This is a genomic window from Streptomyces atratus (assembly GCF_014648655.1).
Lineage (GTDB): Bacteria > Actinomycetota > Actinomycetes > Streptomycetales > Streptomycetaceae > Streptomyces > Streptomyces atratus.
Genome location: NZ_BMRN01000008.1, coordinates 243,526 through 261,949, shown reverse-complemented (window position 1 = coordinate 261,949; position 18,424 = coordinate 243,526). Strand labels below are relative to the sequence as shown.

The following is an 18,424-nucleotide window of genomic DNA, read 5'->3' as shown; positions in this document are numbered from 1 at the left end:
TTACGGCGTGTCGCGCGCGAATCGGTCCGGGTCGTACGGAGAGACCGGCACGGAGCGCGCCGAACCGCCACAGCGCCGTGCCGCGGACGCAGCCGTGCCCCGCGTCCGGCGGACCGGACACGGGGCACGGACTTGTGCGGGTGCTGGAGAGCGACCGGCGTCAGCCGGGGATCAGACCGTCGTCCCGGAGCATGGCGCGCACCTCTTCAAGGGTCGCGTCGGACGACGGCAGGATCAGCTCGGACGGCTCCAGGGAGTCGTCCGGCAAGGGTGTGCCGAACTCGCGCACCCTTGCGAGGAGCGCATGGAGAGTGGAGCGGAAGCCGGGGCCGTCGCCGCTCTCCATCTCGGCGAGCAGTTCGTCGTCGAGCCTGTCGAGCTCGGCGAGATGGCTGTCGGCCAGTGCGACCTGGCCCTCCCCCATGATCCGTACGATCATGACGCTGCCTTAACTCTTGTCGAACCTGTGCGGGGACTGCGACGACTGCTGCTGCGCCGCATCCTGCGGGCCGCCCTCGATCGCCTGCTGCTGGGTGGAGCCGCCGGCCAGCTCGGCCTTCATGCGCTGCAGCTCCAGCTCCACATCCGTACCACCGGAGATCCGGTCCAGCTCGGCGGCGATGTCGTCCTTCGCCGTCCCGGTCGGGTCGTCCAGGGCGCCGGAGGCGAGCAGCTCGTCGATCGCACCGGCCCGGGCCTGCAACTGCTGGGTCTTGTCCTCGGCACGCTGGATCGCCAGGCCGACATCGCCCATCTCCTCGGAGATCCCGGAGAAGGCCTCGCCGATCCGGGTCTGCGCCTGGGCTGCGGTGTAGGTGGCCTTGATGGTCTCCTTCTTGGTACGGAAGGCATCGACCTTGGCCTGCAGCCGCTGGGCCGCGAGAGTGAGCTTCTCCTCCTCGCCCTGCAGCGTGCTGTGCTGCGTCTCCAGGTCGGTGACCTGCTGCTGGAGTGCGGCGCGCCGGGACAGCGCCTCGCGGGCCAGGTCCTCGCGGCCGAGCGCGAGCGCCTTGCGGCCCTGGTCCTCCAGCTTGGACGACTGGCCCTGCAGCTGATTCAGCTGCAGCTCCAGCCGCTTGCGCGAGGTCGCCACATCGGCGACGCCGCGGCGCACCTTCTGAAGCAGCTCCAGCTGCTTCTGGTACGAGTAATCGAGGGTCTCGCGCGGATCCTCGGCCCGGTCAAGGGCCTTGTTTGCCTTCGCGCGGAAGATCATCCCCATACGCTTCATGACACCGCTCATGGGCTTCGCGCGCCCCCTTCTGACGGACTGAGCTCCAGCACTCCAACAGAACCCACAGTACGGGCCCTGCCTCTATTACCGCACTGTTCGAGCACAGATGTGCTCCTCCCCAAGGACGACTGCACCCGGTCACCGCTCCGGCCCAGGGAGTAGGTGGCGGTCAGGGAAACCGGTCGAGACGTCAACGGCGGACCCATGGGGACACCTGCGAGGACGCAGGCCGTTGCCGGATCGTTCCCGACCGGCCTGGGGCAGCGGCGATCGAACCCGTACCCTTGGGCCTTGTGTTCCGTAGCCGTTCGAAGGAAGAGAAGGCGCCCACCGGCAAGGTGACGGCGGACCTCTCCACGCAGCCCCGCGACCCGCAGGCCCCCAAAGGTCGCCCCACCCCCAAGCGCAGCGATGCCCAGTCGCAGCGCCGCCGTGCCTCCAGTGGCGCGCCGCTCGACCGCAAGGAGGCCATGAAGCGGCAGCGCGAAGCGCGCCGTGTGGACATGGCCAAGCAGCGTGAGGCGCTCGCCAGTGGCGACGAGCGCTATCTGCCGGTTCGCGACAAGGGCCCGGTGCGGCGCTTCGTCCGCGATTACGTGGACTCGCGTTTCTGCATCGCGGAGTTCTTCCTGCCGCTCGCCGTGATCATTCTGATCCTCAGCGTGATCCAGGTGCAGAACATCCAGACCATCTCGCTGCTGCTCTGGCTCATCGTGATCGTGCTGATCGTCATCGACTCGATCGGGCTCGCGTTCCGCCTGAAGAAGCAGCTGAACGAGCGCTTCCCCGATACGCCGAAGCGTGGCGCGGTCGCCTACGGTCTGATGCGTACGCTTCAGATGCGTCGGCTCCGGCTGCCGAAGCCGCAGGTCAAGCGTGGAGAGCGGCCCTGAGTACGGATATCTCCGGCTCGGCCGGCGGTCCGTCCGCTGGCGCTGCCCCCGCCACCGTCACCGGATTCTCGGGAGCCTCCTCGGTGTGGCTGAAAGGGCTCGGCGGGCTGCGCAACACCGTCCGCCAGGAGCTCGTCGCCCGGCAGATCGACGAGCAGATCGCGGCCCGCTTCCCGGTCGGGCAGCGGCTGCGCATCCTCGACGTCGGCATGGGCCAGGGCACCCAGGCACTGCGCCTGGCCAGGGCCGGTCACAGCGTGACGGGCCTGGAGTCCGACGCCGAGATGCTGCGGGTGGCCCGTGAGGCGCTCGGCAGCGAGCCCGCGGGCATCCGCGAGCGGGTCCGGCTCATCGAGGGCAACGGCCTGGACACCGGGGTGCACTTCCTGCCCGGCAGCTTCGACGTGGTGCTCTGCCACGGCGTGCTGATGTATGTCCGGGAGCCGGACGCGATGCTGGCCGGACTTGCCCGGATGCTGGCCCCGGGCGGACTGCTCTCGCTGCTCGTACGGAACGCCGACGCGCTGGCGATGCGGCCCGGGACCGCCGGGGACTGGGACACGGCGCTGGCCGCCTTCGACACGGATGTGTACACCAATCGGCTGGGGCTCGCGGTGAGGGCCGACCGGCTGGACGCACTGACGGCCACGCTCGCCGGTATCGCCGCGCCCCTGCATGCCTGGTACGGGGTGCGCGTCTTCACGGACAACGTGAGCAACGACGTGGAACTGCCGGCCGCCGACGAACTGGAGCGGATACTGGCCGCGGAGGACCGCGCCGGACGGACCGATCCGTACCGCCGGGTGGCCGCGCTGCTTCATCTGTGCGGAGTGCGGGGCTAGAACCTTGCGTTACGCCGCCGGAGTTGTCCGGCGGCGTACCCGGTCGGCCGAACCCAGCAGGTCCCCAATAGGGTTAAAAGCAATAATTCGGACATGGATGCATCCCACTCCCGTAGCCGTGTACGCCGTCTGCTGCTGCCTCTGACCGCAGGTGTCTGCGCAGTCGCCCTGGTGAGCGGCTGCTCGGACGCGAACTCCGATTCTCCGGCGGCCCGACCCACCACGTCGGCCTCCGCTTCCCGGACCGTCGCCGATCTGCAGAACGAATACCAGGACGTGATCAAGAACGTCCTGCCGTCGGTCGTGCAGATCGAAGCCTCCAACAGCCTGGGCTCCGGCGTCATCTACGACTCCAAGGGCCATATCGTCACCAACGCCCATGTGGTCGGCAACGAAAAGACGTTCAAGGTCACCGTCGCCACCGGCGAGAAGGTGCTGCGGGCCTCACTGGTCGCCGCCTATCCGGAACAGGATCTGGCCGTCATCAAGCTCGCCGGCGTCCCGGCAGGGCTGAAGCCCGCGAAGTTCGGCGACTCGGAGAAGGTCGAGGTGGGACAGATCGTGCTGGCGATGGGCTCGCCGCTCGGGCTGTCCTCCAGCGTCACCCAGGGCATCGTCTCGGCGCTCGGCCGGACCGTCAGCGAAAGCAGCGCGGGCGGTGGCACGGGCGCGACGATCGCGAACATGGTGCAGACCTCGGCGGCGATCAACCCGGGCAACAGCGGCGGTGCGCTGGTCAACCTGAACAGCGAGGTGATCGGCATCCCGACACTGGGGGCCATCGACCCGCAGATCGGTGACAGCGCGGCGCCGGGGATCGGGTTCGCGATCCCCGTGTCGATGGTGAAGACGATCGCCGATCAGATCATCAAGAGCGGCAAGGTCACCGACTCGGGCCGGGCGGCGCTGAACATCACCGGACGCACGGTCGTCAACGACGCCTACCAACCGGCCGGGGTGGCGCTGGTCGGCGTGACGAAGGGCGGCGCCGCGGACAAGGCGGGGCTGCGGGTCGGCGATGTCATCACCAAGGTCGGAGATCTGCCGGTCCCGACGATCACGTCCCTGGCGGAGGCACTGGCCTCGGACAAGCCGGGCGAGAAGGTCACGGTGACGTATCTGCGCAACGGGGCGGAGAAGACGGCGCAGGTCACTCTGGGCGAGATCTAGCCGCCGGTCGTCGCTGCCCGCCCGGTCGCGGCTGTGCAGGCCGGGGCGTCGCCGTACGGGCCCGAGCGGGGCCGTACGGGTCCAATGGCCGCCGTACGACCCCGCTCGTCAGCCGTCCGTACGGGTTCGGAGACCGGCCCGAGCCCGTACGGCTGCTCACGGGCCGGGGCGGATCAGCCCTGGTCGGCCTGGAGACTCATGGGGCCGTAGATCTTTGTCGTGTCGTCGAAGAGCGTCACCTGGTCCGCCCCGCCGTCGAGGAGTTCCTTCCAGTACTCACCGATCCAGGACTCCGCATCGCCCTGCGTAGTGAATTCCTCCGGCTGCAGGGCCGGCTCCGTCTCCGTACCGTCGGACTTCTCGAACCGCCACGTCCACGCCATGTCCGCCTCCTGGGTCACTTTGCTGCCCGCAGCCTAGTGCCTCCAACCAGTGCGGGAACGGGTCCTGCGTCCGCGCGAACACCCCCAAGTCGCGCACCCGCTGCGCGGACGCGGGAGGATCGGAGGCGTGGAACTGACTCTGCTGGGCACCGGAGCCCCCGACGGGCTGCCGCGGCCCGAATGTCCCTGCGCCGCCTGCGCCACCGCCCGCGGTATGCGCTCGCGGGCCGCGACCGCGCTGCTCGTCGACGACGCGCTGCTGCTCGATCTCACCCCGGGGGCCGTGTTCGCCGCAGCCCGTGCGGGGCATTCGCTCACCGGCGTACGGCAGGTGCTGCTCACCCATCCGCACGACGGGCCCGCCGTGGAGCTGCCCGCCGGACTGCCTCCGGCGGGACGGGTGCCGGACGGGAGGGAACTGACACTGATCAGCGGTCACCGGGTGAGGGCGGTGCCGATGGACGCGCCGGGGACGGGCTACGAGGTGACGGCTCCGGAGGGCGCACGGCTGCTCTACCTGCCGCCGGGCGCCGCGCCCTCCGGTCTCACGGACCGGGTGGCACAGCCCTACGACATGGTGGTCGGCGATGTGGTCGGGCGGCCGGACGCGGTGGCGCGGCTGCGGGCCGTCGAGGCGATCGGGCCGGCCACCGAGGTCATCGCCGTCCATCTGGACCATGACGCACCGCCCGGCGCCGAGCTGGACCGCCGGCTCGCGGCGGCCGGCGCGCGGGCCGTGCCGGACGGGACGACGCTGGTGGTGGGCGAGTACCGCTCGGTGCCGGACGTGCCGCGGCGCACGCTGGTGACGGGCGGTGCCAGGTCGGGGAAGTCGGTGGAGGCCGAGCGGCGCCTGGAGACGTTCCCCGAGGTGGTGTACGTGGCGACCGGTGGCGGCAGGGAAGGGGACGCGGAGTGGGCGGCCCGGATCGGGCTGCACCGGGACCGCAGGCCGGCCGCCTGGCGCACCGAGGAGACGTGTGAGCTGGTGGAGCTGCTGGAGTCGGACGGGCCGCCGCTGCTGATCGACTGTCTGTCGCTGTGGCTGACGGATGCGATGGACCGGGTGGATGCCTGGGACGACGCGGCATGGGCGAACGGCGGCGAGAGCGCGCTGCGGGAGCGGACCGCCGAGCTGGTCGCCGCGGTGCGCGGAACGCGGCGCACGGTGGTCGCCGTGACCAATGAGACCGGCTCGGGGGTGGTGCCCGCGACGGCCGCCGGGCGGCGGTTCCGCGACGAGCTGGGCCGCTTGAACGCCGCGTTCGCCGACGAGTGCGAACAGGTGCTGCTGGTGGTGTCCGGGCAGGTGCTGACGCTGCGCGGCTGACCGGGACTCGGGTACGCAGGAACGGAACGCGAGAACAGGAGGAGCGGACATGGCACGTGTGCGACCGATACTGAACGGGGTTCCGGAGACCTTGTTGTGGACGCTCTACAACCGGGCGTACGAGGCGGGGCAGCCCTATCCCGTGCTGGATGATCCGGTGGCGCTCCGGCTGCTGAAGGATCTGGACTACCCCTTCGAGGAACGGTTCGGGCGGCCGAACGCGTTCCACTCACAGGCCCAGGGGCTGCGCTCGCGCTGCTTCGACCTGGCCGTGCAGGGGTATCTCGCCGACCGGCCGCAGGCCACTGTGGTCGCGCTCGGCGACGGTCTGGAGACCGGCTTCTGGAGGGTCGACAACGGCCGCCTGAACTGGCTGAGCGTGGAACTGCCCGAGGTCGCCGAGCTGCGCCGGGCGCTGCTGCCCGCCTCGGACCGGCTGCGCACCCTGTCCCGTTCGGCGACCGATCTGTCCTGGCTGGACGAGATCGAGGACCCGGAGGGCCGCGGTGTTGTCGTCACGACGCAGGGTCTGCTGATGTATCTGCCCCCCAAGGAGGTACGGAGGATCCTGGCGGCGTGTGCCGAACGGCTGCCCGGCGGCGTCCTCGTGCTGGACACGATGGCGCGCTGGCTGGCCAGGGGCACGGTGGCCGGCACGTCGAAGGCCGGCGGGATGACCATTCCGCCGATGCGCTGGGCGATGAACCCCGGCGAGCGGCACAAGCTGCGCAGTGCGCACCCGGGGATCACCGAGGTGCGGGCGCTGCGGCTGCCGCGGGGACGGGGCGCGATGGGCGAGCTGATCCGGATCCAGTCGCTGCTTCCGGGGCTGCGGACCCTGACGCCCGCGATGACGCAGCTGCGGTTCGGGGGCAGAACCTCGCACTGACCCGGTGTCAGAAACCTGGCGGGTACTGTTCCGCAGTGAGCCCGCCGCCGGGCTCACCGGCCCACTCCACGTATCGACCCGCGAGGCAGACCCCCGTGAATCTGGACGACTTCTCCGACCTGATCGAACGCCCCGACGGCGGCGTACGGCGCGACGCCGAGGAACGGCGGGAGCGCCTGGTCGTTCCCCCCGGCGCCCTCGGCCGCCTGGACGAGCTGGGAGCATGGCTCTCGGCCGCCCAGCAGTCCGTACCGGTCAAGGCGATCGAGCAGCCGCGCGTGGTGCTCTTCGCCGGTGACCACGGGGTTGCCGAACTGGGTGTCTCCGGGCGAGCGGCCGGTAGTGCGTACGAGCTGGTTCGGGCCACGCTGGAGGGTGCGACTCCGCTCGCCGTGCTGGCGCGCCAGTTCTCGGTACCGGTACGGATCGTCGACGCCGCTCTGGACTGCGACCCCGAGCTGCTGCCCGAGTCGGTGGTACGTCACCGGGTGCGGCGCGGCAGCGGCCGGATCGACATCGAGGACGCACTGACGGCCGAGGAGGCCGAGCAGGCGGTACGTCTCGGCATCGCGATCGCCGATGAGGAGGCCGACTCGGGCACCGATCTGGTGGTGCTCGGCGATCTGAGCGTCGGCGGTACGACGGCCGCGGCCACGCTGATCGCGGCGCTGTGCGGCACGGACGCCTCGGTGGTCACCGGGCGCGGCGGTGCGGGGATCGACGATCTGGCGTGGATGCGCAAGTGCGCGGCGATCCGGGACGCGCTGCGGCGGGCCAGGCCGGTCCTCGGTGATCAGCTGGAGCTGCTGGCCACGGTGGGCGGTGCGGACCTGGCGGCGATGACCGGGTTCCTGCTGCAGTGCGCGGTGCGCAGGCTGCCGGTCATTCTGGACGGTGTGGTCTCCTCGGCCTGTGCGCTGGTGGGTCAGCGGGCGGCCTTCCGGGCGCCGGACTGGTGGCTGGCGGGTCAGGCGAGCGGCGAGCCGGCGCAGACCAAGGCGCTGGACCGGATGGCACTCAACCCGTTGCTGGACCACGGCGTCATCGTGGGCGAAGGAAGTGGGGCATTGCTCGCACTTCCGCTTGTTCGGGCCGCGGCCGCGCTGGCGGCGGAGCTGCCCGAGCGTGCACCCGTCACCGATGAGAAGGACGGTGTCGGCGAAGGGGCCGACGGAAGCGACGCGGACGGCGACGCGACCGACGGCTGACGGACCCGGCAGAGCTGCGGCCGCCGAGCACCGGCCGCAGCACAGTCCCCTCATGCAGCGCGATGCACCATATGATCGCTTTTCATGGGAGAGGTCCGATTGGCCACCGAGGAATCCGGGCGGGGCAGCACCCGGCCACCGAGCACCGTCCGGTCACGCCGCGGCGCCGCGTTCGCCATCTGGTACCTGCGCGTCGTGTCGTTCATCAATTTCCTGAGCGCCGTCTGGGTCACTCTCGGCAACGATCTGCGCCGTCACAACACCGCGAACTACTTCACCCCGTACCTGCTCACCGCGGGCTTCTCCTCCGGGGTGGTCGCGCTCTTCCTCGCGATCACCATGCGCCGCCGCAAGCGGGCCGCCTGGATCGTGAACATGGTGGTGAGCAGTCTTCTGCTGCTGCTCTTCGCGCTGGTGATCCCGTTCCCGGAAGTCCGGCAGTACCCGCAGAACTGGGTCTCGCTGGTACTGACCGCCGTCTTCGTCCTGGCGCTCGCCCTCGGCCGTCGCGAGTTCTACGCGAAGGGCGACCGGTCCAACCCGAAGCTGGCCGCCGCCGTCGCGGTCGGCGGGCTGCTGGTCACCTCGCTGATCGCCGCCGGCCTGGTCACCCTCACCAACACCGCGCACGACGAATACCGCTCGTCCTTCCTGGACCGCTGGCACTACGGCGCCCTGCGGCTCGTCTCGGTCGCCGCCAACGAGGCCCACTTCCCCGGAATCACCACCCCCGGCTGGGTCAATGTCACCATCAACATCCTCTCCACACTGCTGCTGATCGCCGTCGTGTACGCGGCGTTCCGGGCCCGCCGGGCCGTCGACCCGATCACCCCCGAGGACGAGGCCCGGCTGCGGGCGCTGCTCGACAAGCACGGCGACCGCGACTCGCTCGGCTACTTCGCGCTGCGCCGGGAGAAGAGCGTCGTCTGGTCACCGACCGGGAAGGCCGCCGTCGCCTACCGGGTGGTCGGCGGGGTCTCGCTCGCCTCCGGTGATCCCATCGGCGACCCGGAGGCCTGGCCCGGAGCGATCGAGCCATGGCTGGCCGAGGCCCGCGAGCACGGCTGGATCCCGGCGGTGATGGGCGTGAGCGAGGAGGGCGGCACCGTCTACGCGCGGCACGGCCTCGACGCCCTGGAGCTGGGCGACGAAGCAATCGTGGAGACCGCCGAGTTCACCCTCGAAGGACGCGCGATGCGGACCGTCCGCCAGGCGTACAACCGGATCAGGCGCGCCGGGTACGAAGTGACCGTGCGCCGGCACGCCGACATCCCTGACGACGAGATGGCCGAACTGGTGCGGCGCGCCGACGACTGGCGCGACGGGGCGACCGAGCGCGGCTTCTCGATGGCTCTGGGCCGGCTCGGCGATCCGGCAGACGGGCAGTGCGTGATGCTCGAATGCCGCAACTCGCCCACCGAAGAGGGCGGCGAACCCGGCGAGTTGCGCGCCGTACTGAGCTTTGTGCCATGGGGACCGAACGGCCTCTCGCTGGACCTGATGCGCCGTGACCGGGACGCCGAGAACGGCCTGATGGAGTTCATGGTCATCGAACTCCTGCAGCGTGCCGACGAGATCGGGATCACCCAGGTCTCACTGAACTTCGCGATGTTCCGGTCCGTCTTCGAGCGGGGTTCACGGCTCGGCGCCGGGCCGGTGCTGAGGCTGTGGCGCTCCATGCTCAGCTTCTTCTCCCGCTGGTGGCAGATCGAGTCGCTCTACCGCGCCAACGCCAAGTACCGACCGATCTGGGAGCCGCGCTTCATGCTCTTCGAGAAGAGCTCCGACCTCCTGCGCATCGGCCTCGCCGCGGGCCGCGCCGAAGGGTTCCTGGAGGCACCCGGTCTGCCCAAGTGGATGCACCGCTCGCATCTCGGAGCCGGTGGATGAGACCCGTACGCGCGCTGGGCCGGGCGGCTCGCCGCGAGTGGGGTCCGCTCGCGGGGACCGTATGCGCGGGGCTCGCCGCCTCCCGGCTGCGGGCTGTCCCGATGACGCTGGCTTCGGTCTGTCTGACGGCGCTGCTCCACGTGGTGCAGAACCAGTCATGGGGCTTCGGGGTGGTACGCGAGTTCGGGGCGGTGCGGGCCGAGGATCCGTTGGGAGAGGCCCTGCTGCGTACCCCGTTGTCGCTGTTCGTCCCGGCGCTGGATCTGCCGGCGTGGGGGGCGCTGGTGCAGATCCTGGTGGTGTTCGGGAGCGCCGAGATCTGTCTGGGCCGGTGGCGCACACTCCTGATCGCGTACGTCGCGACGCTGGCCGGGACACTGTACGCACGGATCGGTGTCGCACTCGGTCCTGACGGGCTGCTCGGACTGCCCGCCTCCGACGCCCGGGTCGTCGACACCGGTCCGTCGGCGGCGGTGGTCGCTCTCGCCGTCTATGTGTGCTGCGCCTACCGGGCCTGGTTCACCGGGGCGCTGGTGGTCGTGGCGATGCTCGTCGAGGTGATCTTCAAGAACAATCTGGCCGGCAAGGAACATCTGGCGGCGATCGCCGCGGTGCTCGTGCTGTGCGCCGTCATGGTCGGCCGGGGCCGGCACCGGCAGCCTCGCCGCCATGCTCAGGGCTTGCGTACGGGGGCCGGATCCCGGTCCGGTGCACCACCGATCAGGTCCTGAAATCTGCGGCGCGGGCCCGCCCAGCGCACATCGTGGTGGTAGGCGCGCAGCACCGCCCGGGCACGGGCGCGGTGACGGTTGCGGTAGAAGCGCTTCGCCCACATCGAGGTCGGCCGGGCCAGCCGGATCGCCCCGATCAGCGCGACGAACGGGACGAGGGTGCCGACGACCGCGAGCCGCGCCTTGCCCTTGAACAGCGCGATCAGCACGAAGCAGAAGTTGACGACCAGGGTCAGGATGACGCCGAGCCTGTCCTGCTGCTGGTCGCTGCTCAGCTCGTTCACGCCGAGCGGTGAGAAACCGGCCAGGACCAGCAGCACCAGCGCCGCGGTGAGGACCACGACCTCCACGCTCTGGCGGCCCTCCTCGGTCCAGTACACATCGTCGAGGTGGAGGATCAGGGCGAACTCGTCCAGCACCAGACCCGCACCCATACCGAAGATCACCGCGCAGACCCCGGCGGTGACACCCTGGCGGCCACTGGCGACCGCCCCGAAGCCACCGATGACGCTCAGCACCACACCGGGCACCACATGGTGGACATGCACTCCGCCGGGAGTGATGTTGCGGAACGGGCCCTTCCCGGCCCGGATCATCCGCGTGATCAACCGGGTGATGGCGAAGGTGAGCACGAAGGCCGCCAGCGCGAGGAGCAGCGGCAGCTTTCCCGGCTCGACGATGTTCTGATCGAACCAGTGACCCATGCCACCCACTCCCGATAAGCCGCTTTTGTCACGGTCTGCTGTGTTCTGCACAATCTATCGGCCCGTCACACCGATTAGCCTGCGCGCCGTGACCTCCCTGAACAGCCATGGCCTGCGCTTCGCCTTCGGCACCCTGACCGTGCTCCCCGTCCGCGTCACCCGCTGGGACCGTCAGGCCGCCCGCGCCGGGATGCTGTGCGCGCCGGTGGCCGGTCTCGTCGTGGGGCTGCTCGCGGCTGTGCCCGGCTGTCTGTTGCTGCTGCTCGGCTCCGGCCCGCTGCCGGCCGCGGTCGCCTCCGCCGCCGTGCCGGCGGTGCTGACCCGGGGTCTGCATCTGGACGGTCTCGCGGACACCGCCGACGGCCTGGGCAGCGGCAAGCCCGCCGACGACGCCCTGCGGATCATGAAGCAGTCGGACATCGGCCCGTTCGGTGTGATCACCCTGCTGTTCGTGCTGCTGGCCCAAGTCGCGGTCCTCCACCAGCTCTACGGGCAGAGCTGGGCGCACGGCGCGGTGGCGGCGGCCGTCGCCGCGGTCACCGCCCGGCTGGCGCTCACCCTGGCTTCCCGTCAGGGCGTACCGGCGGCCCGTCCGGAAGGACTGGGTGCGGCGGTGGCGGGAACGGTCACGGTCCGGGCCGCGGTGGCGGTCGGGGCCGTCACGGTCGCGGCCTGTGCGGGTGCGGGTGCGCTCCTCGGCGGGTACGGGGCGCTGCACCATGCGCTCGCCGCGCTGGCCGCCCTCGGCGTCGCCCAACTCCTGCTGCGGCACTGTGTACGACGCTTCGGCGGGGTGACCGGCGATGTCTTCGGCGCACTGGCGGAGACGGCGGCGACGGCGGCCCTGGTGGTCCTGGCGCTCGGTTAGGAGCGGCCCTTCGGGCACTCCTGGCGCCACACGCCCAGTTCGTACCTCTTCCGCAGCGAACTGAGCCCGAGCCGCTTCGACCCGGCGCAGAACCGGGCGACCGGCAGCTCGTACTCCACATGGAAGACGGCCTTGCCCGCCTTCACGAACGGTGTGAGGGCATCGCACTCCCCGTACTGCGCACACTGCTCATTGACCGCAAAATCGAAGTCCGGCTCCAGCTCCGGGATCTGGCCGAGGTCGTTCTTCAGACCGACGGCGAGTCCATGGCGGTGGGCGATACGGGCGATGAGCCGGTTGTAGCGCAACTGGTCGGCGGCGGTCAGCGGGAAGCCCGTGCGGTTGCGGTAGCCGTCCATGTTGTCGGGCTCCACCGCGTCGAAACCCTTCTTTGCGCACATCGCGATCCGCGCCTCCATCAGCGGCTCCAGGACGTCCGTGCGGCGGATGTCGAGCCACCGCTCCCCCGCCCAGCCGTTGCTCTTTCCCCGTACCGAGGCGGGGAACTTCCCGGCGTCCGGGCGGAACTCCTCCCAGGCACCGGTGGAGAGGTAGCAGATCACCTTGCGGCCCCGGCGGTGCAGGTCGGCGACGGCCGAAGCCTTGTGCTCGAAGCCGTCGATGTCGTACACCGGGACGTCCACCGTGGGGTCCAGCCGGCCTGAGAGCTGCCACTGCCAGCCGATGCCCGGCTCCGGGCCCCACCGGCCCGTGCCGGTGGGTTCCGGCGCCGAGGTGCAGCCGGCCAGCAGGGCCAGCAGAATCGCCACGGTGACCGGCAGCGCCGGTCCAGGCCACGTCACGCGTGCAGCCCCACGGGCGCGCATGGTTCTCCCCCCAACGGTCCGGCACCACCAACGACCCTACTTCCACGGCCCGTTCCAGCCGAACGGCCCCTGACCCGGTCATCGGGAACCGGGGCATCGTCGCCACAGCGGGCCGCCGACGGCCCGCCGACGTGATCCCGCAGCAAAGGCGCGCGTAGGCTCATTCCCGGCACATTGCGGCGGCGTCTACGATGCGCCGGGCACGGTCGGCCCACCCCTCGACCGACAACGAACTCAACGGAAGCGAGATTTCACCACCGTGACTGCTCTCACTCTCAGCACTGCCGGTGCGGCGACGCTGCGCGCCGACGCACTCGTCGTCGGCGTCGCCAAGGGCGCTGGATCCAAGTCTGGGGACCTGGTCCTCGCACCGGGCGCCGAGGCCGTGGACAAGGCGTTCGACGGAAAGCTCGCCACCGTTCTGAAGGCCCTGGGCGCCACAGGTGCCGAGGGCGAGGTGACCAAGCTCCCCGCGCCCGCCGGCCTCAAGGTCCCGGTCGTCATCGCGGCCGGACTCGGCTCCGCCCCGGAGAAGGACGCGGCGTACGACGCCGAGGCGCTGCGCCGGGCCGCGGGCTCGGCCGCCCGTGCCCTGAGCGGTGCGAAGAAGGCCGGCTTCGCGCTGCCCATCGAGTCCACCGAGGACGCCGAGGCGATCGCCGAGGGCGCGCTCCTCGGCGCGTACGCCTTCACCGCCTACCAGGGCGGCGAGAACAAGCTGGCGCCCAAGGACAAGAAGAACGGCAACGGCGCGAAGCTGCCGCTCGGCGAGGTCGCCCTGCTCGGCGCCAAGCCGCGCGACAAGGCGTTCAAGGCGGCCGCCGAGCGTGCCGTCGCCGTCGTCGAGGAGATCAACCGCGCCCGCGACCTGATCAACACCCCGCCGAACGACCTGTACCCCGAGTCCTTCGCCGCCGTGGCCACCGCCGCCGGCAAGGAGCACGGCATCAAGGTCCAGGTCCTCGACGAGAAGGCTCTCGTCAAGGGCGGCTTCGGCGGTCTGCTGGGCGTCGGCCAGGGCTCGACCCACGGCCCGCGTCTGGTGAAGCTCGCCTACACGCACCCGAAGGCGGAGAAGACCCTGGCCCTGGTCGGCAAGGGCATCACCTACGACTCGGGCGGCATCTCGCTGAAGCCGGCCGGCCACAACGAGACGATGAAGTGCGACATGAGCGGCGCCGCCTCCGTGTTCGCAGCCGTCGTCGCGGCCGCCCGTCTCGGCCTCCAGGTCAATGTCACCGGCTGGCTGGCGCTCGCCGAGAACATGCCGTCCGGCAACGCCACCCGCCCCGGTGACGTGCTGCGCATGTACAGCGGCAAGACCGTCGAGGTCCTCAACACGGACGCCGAGGGCCGGCTCGTCCTCGCCGACGCGCTGACCCGCGCCAGTGAGGAGAACCCGGACGCGATCGTCGACGTGGCGACCCTGACCGGCGCGATGGTGCTGGCGCTGGGCAACCGCACCTTCGGCATCATGGCGAACGACGACGCCTTCCGTACCTCCATCCACGAGATCGCCGAGGAGGTCGGCGAGGCCTCCTGGCCGATGCCGCTCCCCGCCGACCTGCGCAAGGGCATGGACTCCCCGACCGCCGACATCGCCAACATGGGCGAGCGGATGGGCGGCGGCCTGGTGGCCGGTCTGTTCCTGAAGGAGTTCGTGGGCGAGGGCATCACCTGGGCGCACCTGGACATCGCGGGCCCGGCCTTCCACGAGGGCGCGCCGTACGGCTACACGCCGAAGGGCGGCACCGGTTCCGCGATCCGCACGCTGGTGAAGCTGGCGGAGCGCACCGCCGCCGGAGACCTCGGCTGAGGTCGCAGCCGACATACGGCCCCGGGCATACGTCCGGGGCCGTAAGTGTTCCCCCGGTGGCATCGCGGCACGGATCCGGCAGGTTTCGCTCTCAACGAAATCAGTAGGTCTCTACGCAGCGGTAACCACCCGAGACGGTTGATCATCCGTCTCAGACCCGGGCCCCGCGTCCCGCCCACCGTCAACAAGTGCGAAGATGGGTTCTCGGCAGGACAGGGCCCCCACCACAGGGCCGAATAACAAAAGCGGCCGAACACCAGCCGACCGGCCGGTCATCCCCCAGCGACGGGGCCCGGCGTACGGCGCACATGCATGGAGGACGTGACGTGGCGAACGACGCCAGCACCGTTTTCGACCTAGTGATCCTCGGCGGTGGTAGCGGCGGTTACGCCGCGGCCCTGCGCGGAGCGCAGCTGGGCCTGGACGTCGCTCTGATCGAGAAGGGCAAGGTCGGCGGCACCTGCCTGCACAACGGCTGCATCCCCACGAAGGCTCTGCTGCACGCCGGCGAGATCGCCGACCAGGCGCGCGAGGCCGACCAGTTCGGTGTCAAGGCCACCTTCGAGGGCATCGACATCAAGGCCGTCCACAAGTACAAGGACGACGTGATCTCGGGCCTGTACAAGGGTCTGCAGGGTCTCATCGCCTCGCGCAAGGTCACCTACATCGAGGGTGAGGGGCGGCTCTCCTCCCCCACTTCGGTGGATGTGAACGGCCAGCGCGTCCAGGGCCGCCACGTGCTGCTCGCGACCGGCTCCGTGCCGAAGTCGCTGCCGGGCCTGGAGATCGACGGCAACCGCATCATCTCCTCGGACCACGCGCTGAAGCTGGACCGTGTCCCGAAGTCCGCGATCGTGCTGGGCGGCGGCGTCATCGGCGTCGAGTTCGCCTCGGCGTGGACGTCCTTCGGCACCGACGTCACGATCATCGAGGGCCTGAAGCACCTCGTCCCGGTCGAGGACGAGAACAGCTCGAAGCTTCTTGAGCGCGCCTTCCGCAAGCGCGGCATCAAGTTCAACCTCGGTACGTTCTTCCAGAGCGCGGAGTACACGCAGGACGGCGTCCGCGTGACCCTCGCCGACGGCAAGACCTTCGAGGCCGAGGTGCTGCTGGTCGCCATCGGCCGCGGCCCGGTCTCGCAGGGCCTGGGCTACGAGGAGGCCGGCGTCGCGACGGACCGCGGCTACGTCCTCGTCGACGAGTACATGCAGACCAACGTGCCCACCATCTCGGCCGTGGGTGACCTGGCCCCGACGCTCCAGCTCGCGCACGTCGGCTTCGCCGAGGGCATCCTGGTGGCGGAGCGGCTGGCCGGTCTGAAGACCGTTCCGATCGACTACGACGGTGTCCCGCGGGTGACGTACTGCCACCCCGAGGTCGCCTCCGTGGGCATCACCGAGGCCAAGGCCAAGGAGCTCTACGGCGCGGACAAGGTCGTCGCTCTGAAGTACAACCTCGCGGGCAACGGCAAGAGCAAGATCCTCAAGACCGCGGGCGAGATCAAGCTCGTCCAGGTCAAGGACGGTGCCGTGGTCGGCGTCCACATGGTCGGTGACCGTATGGGCGAGCAGGTCGGCGAAGCCCAGCTGATCTACAACTGGGAGGCGCTGCCCGCCGAGGTCGCGCAGCTCATCCACGCCCACCCGACCCAGAGCGAGGCGCTCGGCGAGGCCCACCTGGCCCTGGCCGGCAAGCCCCTGCACTCCCACGACTGATCTGTCGACCGGGCGCGACGACCGACCTACTTCCGCACTTTCGTAAGGAGCAACTGAAACCATGTCGGTTTCCGTAACCCTTCCGGCGCTCGGCGAGAGCGTCACCGAGGGCACTGTCACCCGCTGGCTGAAGGCCGAGGGCGAGCGCGTCGAGGCCGACGAGCCGTTGCTCGAGGTTTCGACCGACAAGGTCGACACCGAGATCCCGGCCCCCGCTGCCGGCATCCTCGCCGCCATCAAGGTCGCCGAGGACGAGACCGTCGAGGTCGGCGCCGAGCTGGCCGTCATCGACGACGGCACGGGTGCGCCTGCTGCCGCCGCGGCCCCGGCCGCCGAGCCCGCGGCCGTCCCGGCCCAGGCGCCGGTGGCCGAGGCCCCCGCTGCCCCCGCTGCCGCCGCTCCGGCCCCCGTGGCCGAGGCTCCGGCCGCCGCCGCACCGGCCGGTGGCGCCGCCGGTACCGACGTCACCCTCCCGGCGCTCGGCGAGAGCGTCACCGAGGGCACCGTCACCCGCTGGCTGAAGGAGGTCGGCGAGGAGGTCACGGAGGACGAGCCCCTCCTGGAGGTCTCCACGGACAAGGTCGACACCGAGATCCCGGCCCCGGTTTCCGGTGTGCTGCTGGAGATCGTCGTCGCCGAGGACGAGACCGCCGAGGTCGGCGCCAAGCTCGCCGTCATCGGTGCCGCCGGTGCCGCTCCGGCGGCTGCCCCGGCCCCGGCCGCTCCGGCGCCCGTCGCCGCTCCGGCGCCCGTCGCCGCCCCGGCTCCGGCTCCGGCCGCCGCTGCCCCCGCACCGGCACCGGTCGCTCCGGCCGCCCCCGCACCGGCTCCGGCCCCGGTGGCGCCCGCCGCCCCGGTCGCCGCTCCGGCCCCGGTGGCCCCGGCCGCTCCGGTGGCCCCGGCCGCTCCGGCGCCCGTGGCCGCTCCGGCTCCGGTCGCCCCGACGGCCCCCGTCGACGAGGGCGCGTACGTCACGCCGCTGGTCCGCAAGCTCGCCGCCGAGAGCGGCGTCGACCTGGGCGCGGTCAAGGGCACCGGCGTCGGTGGCCGTATCCGCAAGCAGGACGTCGTCGCCGCCGCGGAGGCCGCCAAGGCCGCCGCCGCTGCTCCGGCCCCCGTCGCGGCTGCCCCGGCGGCCGCGAAGGCGCCGAAGCTCGAGGTCTCCCCGCTGCGCGGTCAGACGGTCAAGATGACCCGCATGCGCAAGGTCATCGGCGACAACATGATGAAGGCGCTGCACTCGCAGGCCCAGCTGACCTCGGTCCTCGAGGTCGACATCACGAAGCTGATGAAGCTGCGCAACCAGGCGAAGGCCGCGTTCGCCGCCCGTGAGGGCGTCAAGCTGTCCCCGATGCCGTTCTTCGTGAAGGCGGCGGCCCAGGCGCTGAAGGCCCACCCGGTCATCAACGCCCGGATCAACGAGGACGAGGGCACCATCACGTACTTCGACTCGGAGAACATCGGCATCGCCGTGGACGCCGAGAAGGGTCTGATGACCCCGGTCATCAAGGGCGCGGGCGACCTGAACATCGCCGGCATCTCGAAGAAGACCGCCGAGCTGGCCGGGAAGGCCCGCGGTGGTGGCCTGACGCCGGACGACATGTCCGGCGCCACCTTCACCATCAGCAACACCGGCTCGCGCGGTGCGCTGTTCGACACCGTCATCGTGCCCCCGAACCAGGCAGCCATCCTGGGCATCGGTGCCACGGTCCGCCGCCCGGTGGTCATCGACCACCCGGACCTCGGCGAGACGATCGCGGTGCGGGACATGACGTACCTCTCGCTCTCCTACGACCACCGTCTGGTGGACGGCGCGGACGCCGCCCGTTACCTGACCGCGGTCAAGGCGATCCTGGAGGCCGGTGAGTTCGAGGTCGAGCTCGGCCTCTGAGCACCACGGTTGTAACCAGCCTCACCAGCGGCG

The 18,424-nt window shown here is 70.7% G+C and carries 17 protein-coding genes; 12 read left to right on the top strand and 5 right to left on the bottom strand.

Going from position 1 to position 18,424, the window contains the following annotated elements; translation table 11 throughout:
* Positions 1-160: 160 nt before the first annotated feature.
* On the bottom strand, positions 161-439 hold the full coding sequence (gene pspAA, locus IEZ15_RS16740; RefSeq protein ID WP_114244141.1) for a PspA-associated protein PspAA: 279 nt from the start codon (positions 437-439) through the stop codon (positions 161-163).
* 9 nt (positions 440-448) lie between these two features.
* Positions 449-1,231: a PspA/IM30 family protein gene (locus tag IEZ15_RS16735; RefSeq protein WP_114248945.1), complete on the bottom strand. Its 783-nt coding sequence runs from the start codon at positions 1,229-1,231 to the stop codon at positions 449-451.
* A gap of 296 nt (positions 1,232-1,527) precedes the next feature.
* Here IEZ15_RS16735 and IEZ15_RS16730 point away from each other — a divergent pair, with 296 nt between their 5' ends.
* The 3 genes from IEZ15_RS16730 to IEZ15_RS16720 all read left to right on the top strand — a co-directional run bounded on the left by IEZ15_RS16730 (position 1,528) and on the right by IEZ15_RS16720 (position 4,139).
* Positions 1,528-2,127 (top strand): DUF3043 domain-containing protein, encoded by a 600-nt coding sequence (locus tag IEZ15_RS16730; RefSeq protein WP_114244142.1) that lies wholly within the window; start codon positions 1,528-1,530, stop codon positions 2,125-2,127.
* An 83-nt stretch (positions 2,128-2,210) separates the two neighbouring features.
* On the top strand, positions 2,211-2,969 hold the full coding sequence (locus tag IEZ15_RS16725) for a class I SAM-dependent methyltransferase (RefSeq protein ID WP_373302574.1): 759 nt from the start codon (positions 2,211-2,213) through the stop codon (positions 2,967-2,969).
* Between the two features lie 93 nt (positions 2,970-3,062).
* Positions 3,063-4,139: a S1C family serine protease gene (locus IEZ15_RS16720; protein ID WP_114244143.1), complete on the top strand. Its 1,077-nt coding sequence runs from the start codon at positions 3,063-3,065 to the stop codon at positions 4,137-4,139.
* 173 nt (positions 4,140-4,312) lie between these two features.
* Here IEZ15_RS16720 and IEZ15_RS16715 read toward each other — a convergent pair whose 3' ends face one another.
* Positions 4,313-4,522 carry a hypothetical protein gene (locus IEZ15_RS16715; RefSeq protein ID WP_093893560.1) on the bottom strand — a complete coding sequence of 70 codons (210 nt, stop codon included), beginning with the start codon at positions 4,520-4,522 and terminating at the stop codon, positions 4,313-4,315.
* A 127-nt stretch (positions 4,523-4,649) separates the two neighbouring features.
* Between IEZ15_RS16715 and IEZ15_RS16710 the strand changes: the two genes are divergently transcribed.
* The 5 genes from IEZ15_RS16710 (at position 4,650) to IEZ15_RS16690 (ending at position 10,570) form a co-directional block, all read left to right on the top strand.
* Positions 4,650-5,852 (top strand): bifunctional adenosylcobinamide kinase/adenosylcobinamide-phosphate guanylyltransferase, encoded by a 1,203-nt coding sequence (locus tag IEZ15_RS16710; protein WP_189277645.1) that lies wholly within the window; start codon positions 4,650-4,652, stop codon positions 5,850-5,852.
* A gap of 49 nt (positions 5,853-5,901) precedes the next feature.
* Positions 5,902-6,741, top strand: a complete 840-nt coding sequence (locus tag IEZ15_RS16705; RefSeq protein WP_114244145.1) for a class I SAM-dependent methyltransferase — start codon at positions 5,902-5,904, stop codon at positions 6,739-6,741.
* Between the two features lie 95 nt (positions 6,742-6,836).
* A complete protein-coding gene (gene cobT, locus IEZ15_RS16700; protein WP_189277643.1) occupies positions 6,837-7,949 on the top strand; it encodes a nicotinate-nucleotide--dimethylbenzimidazole phosphoribosyltransferase in 1,113 nt (370 codons plus the stop codon).
* 84 nt (positions 7,950-8,033) lie between these two features.
* Positions 8,034-9,839: a phosphatidylglycerol lysyltransferase domain-containing protein gene (locus tag IEZ15_RS16695; protein ID WP_189277641.1), complete on the top strand. Its 1,806-nt coding sequence runs from the start codon at positions 8,034-8,036 to the stop codon at positions 9,837-9,839.
* Positions 9,836-10,570, top strand: coding sequence for a hypothetical protein (locus IEZ15_RS16690; RefSeq protein WP_189277639.1), 735 nt, complete (start codon positions 9,836-9,838; stop codon positions 10,568-10,570). The genes IEZ15_RS16695 and IEZ15_RS16690 overlap by 4 nt, the downstream gene beginning before the upstream one ends.
* Here the strand turns inward: IEZ15_RS16690 and IEZ15_RS16685 are convergent.
* Complete coding sequence (locus IEZ15_RS16685) at positions 10,513-11,274, bottom strand: hypothetical protein (RefSeq protein ID WP_114244148.1); 762 nt, start codon at positions 11,272-11,274, stop codon at positions 10,513-10,515. The two genes, IEZ15_RS16690 and IEZ15_RS16685, sit on opposite strands and share 58 nt — an antisense overlap.
* 88 nt (positions 11,275-11,362) lie before the next feature.
* On the opposite strand from IEZ15_RS16685, the gene IEZ15_RS16680 reads away from it, so the two are divergent.
* The gene (locus IEZ15_RS16680) at positions 11,363-12,142 is read left to right on the top strand and encodes an adenosylcobinamide-GDP ribazoletransferase (protein WP_189277637.1); all 780 of its coding nucleotides are present in this window, start codon (positions 11,363-11,365) and stop codon (positions 12,140-12,142) included.
* On the opposite strand, the gene IEZ15_RS16675 is transcribed toward IEZ15_RS16680, so the two are convergent.
* A complete protein-coding gene (locus IEZ15_RS16675; RefSeq protein WP_189277636.1) occupies positions 12,139-12,969 on the bottom strand; it encodes an endo alpha-1,4 polygalactosaminidase in 831 nt (276 codons plus the stop codon). The two genes, IEZ15_RS16680 and IEZ15_RS16675, sit on opposite strands and share 4 nt — an antisense overlap.
* 259 nt (positions 12,970-13,228) lie before the next feature.
* Between IEZ15_RS16675 and IEZ15_RS16670 the strand changes: the two genes are divergently transcribed.
* From IEZ15_RS16670 to sucB, 3 genes are all read left to right on the top strand, one after another.
* The gene (locus tag IEZ15_RS16670) at positions 13,229-14,785 is read left to right on the top strand and encodes a leucyl aminopeptidase (RefSeq protein ID WP_114244151.1); all 1,557 of its coding nucleotides are present in this window, start codon (positions 13,229-13,231) and stop codon (positions 14,783-14,785) included.
* Between the two features lie 326 nt (positions 14,786-15,111).
* A complete protein-coding gene (gene lpdA / locus IEZ15_RS16665) occupies positions 15,112-16,500 on the top strand; it encodes a dihydrolipoyl dehydrogenase (RefSeq protein WP_189277634.1) in 1,389 nt (462 codons plus the stop codon).
* Between the two features lie 61 nt (positions 16,501-16,561).
* Positions 16,562-18,391: a 2-oxoglutarate dehydrogenase, E2 component, dihydrolipoamide succinyltransferase gene (gene sucB / locus IEZ15_RS16660; RefSeq protein ID WP_189277632.1), complete on the top strand. Its 1,830-nt coding sequence runs from the start codon at positions 16,562-16,564 to the stop codon at positions 18,389-18,391.
* Positions 18,392-18,424: the final 33 nt, after the last annotated feature.

Coding starts and splice junctions, on each gene's coding strand:
- pspAA (WP_114244141.1), bottom strand. CDS start 439: ATGATCGTACGGATCATGGGGGAGGGCCAGGTCGCACTGGCCGACAGC.
- IEZ15_RS16735 (WP_114248945.1), bottom strand. CDS start 1,231: ATGAAGCGTATGGGGATGATCTTCCGCGCGAAGGCAAACAAGGCCCTT.
- IEZ15_RS16720 (WP_114244143.1), top strand. CDS start 3,063: ATGGATGCATCCCACTCCCGTAGCCGTGTACGCCGTCTGCTGCTGCCT.
- IEZ15_RS16715 (WP_093893560.1), bottom strand. CDS start 4,522: ATGGCGTGGACGTGGCGGTTCGAGAAGTCCGACGGTACGGAGACGGAG.
- IEZ15_RS16705 (WP_114244145.1), top strand. CDS start 5,902: ATGGCACGTGTGCGACCGATACTGAACGGGGTTCCGGAGACCTTGTTG.
- IEZ15_RS16695 (WP_189277641.1), top strand. CDS start 8,034: ATGGGAGAGGTCCGATTGGCCACCGAGGAATCCGGGCGGGGCAGCACC.
- IEZ15_RS16690 (WP_189277639.1), top strand. CDS start 9,836: ATGAGACCCGTACGCGCGCTGGGCCGGGCGGCTCGCCGCGAGTGGGGT.
- IEZ15_RS16685 (WP_114244148.1), bottom strand. CDS start 11,274: ATGGGTCACTGGTTCGATCAGAACATCGTCGAGCCGGGAAAGCTGCCG.
- IEZ15_RS16675 (WP_189277636.1), bottom strand. CDS start 12,969: ATGCGCGCCCGTGGGGCTGCACGCGTGACGTGGCCTGGACCGGCGCTG.
- sucB (WP_189277632.1), top strand. CDS start 16,562: ATGTCGGTTTCCGTAACCCTTCCGGCGCTCGGCGAGAGCGTCACCGAG.